This is a genomic window from Streptomyces mutabilis (genome assembly GCF_014649815.1).
GTDB lineage: Bacteria > Actinomycetota > Actinomycetes > Streptomycetales > Streptomycetaceae > Streptomyces > Streptomyces mutabilis.
In genome coordinates this window covers 1-526 of sequence record NZ_BMTT01000302.1, presented here as the reverse complement: position 1 = coordinate 526, position 526 = coordinate 1, and the positions used below count along the sequence as shown (strand labels likewise).

1 protein-coding gene is annotated in these 526 nt (G+C 35.6%); it reads right to left on the bottom strand.

Annotated features, from left to right (window positions below):
• Window positions 1-487: NTP transferase domain-containing protein (locus tag IE142_RS40420; RefSeq protein ID WP_191889529.1), on the bottom strand; the 487-nt coding region annotated here is incomplete at its 3' end.
• Window positions 488-526 lie beyond the last annotated feature (39 nt).

Below are 526 nucleotides of genomic sequence, written 5' to 3'. Positions count from 1 at the left end.
GTTCTGAGTCATTTGCGTCTTTCTCTTCAACAATACGCTCTAATATTCCATTATGATTTCTAATAATTCGTCCATAACCATAAGGATTGATAGTAGAAGCAGATAATACAGTAACATGTGATTGTGTACTTTCATGATGTTCAATAAGTGATTGTAAAGTTTGGTATGTAATAAGTGGTGTATCTCCACATACTACTAGAGTAGTTCCTTCTTTATCTGCTAAATGTTCATGTGCCATTTTCACAGCATGAGCTGTTCCAAGTTGTTTATCCTGAAAACTATATAATGATTGATTACCCAATGTATCTTTCACACTCTCAGCGCCATGACCAATAATAGTTACAATTTGATCAACGCCAGCTTGTTTTACGTTGTTAAGCACATGTTCAACCATTGGTTTGCCAGCAACCTCATGGAGCACTTTATATTTCTTTGATTTCATTCTTGTGCCCTTACCTGCTGCCAGAATAATCGCATGTCTTTGCATGAATGCTAACCCTCCATTAAAATTTACACTTCATAGTTA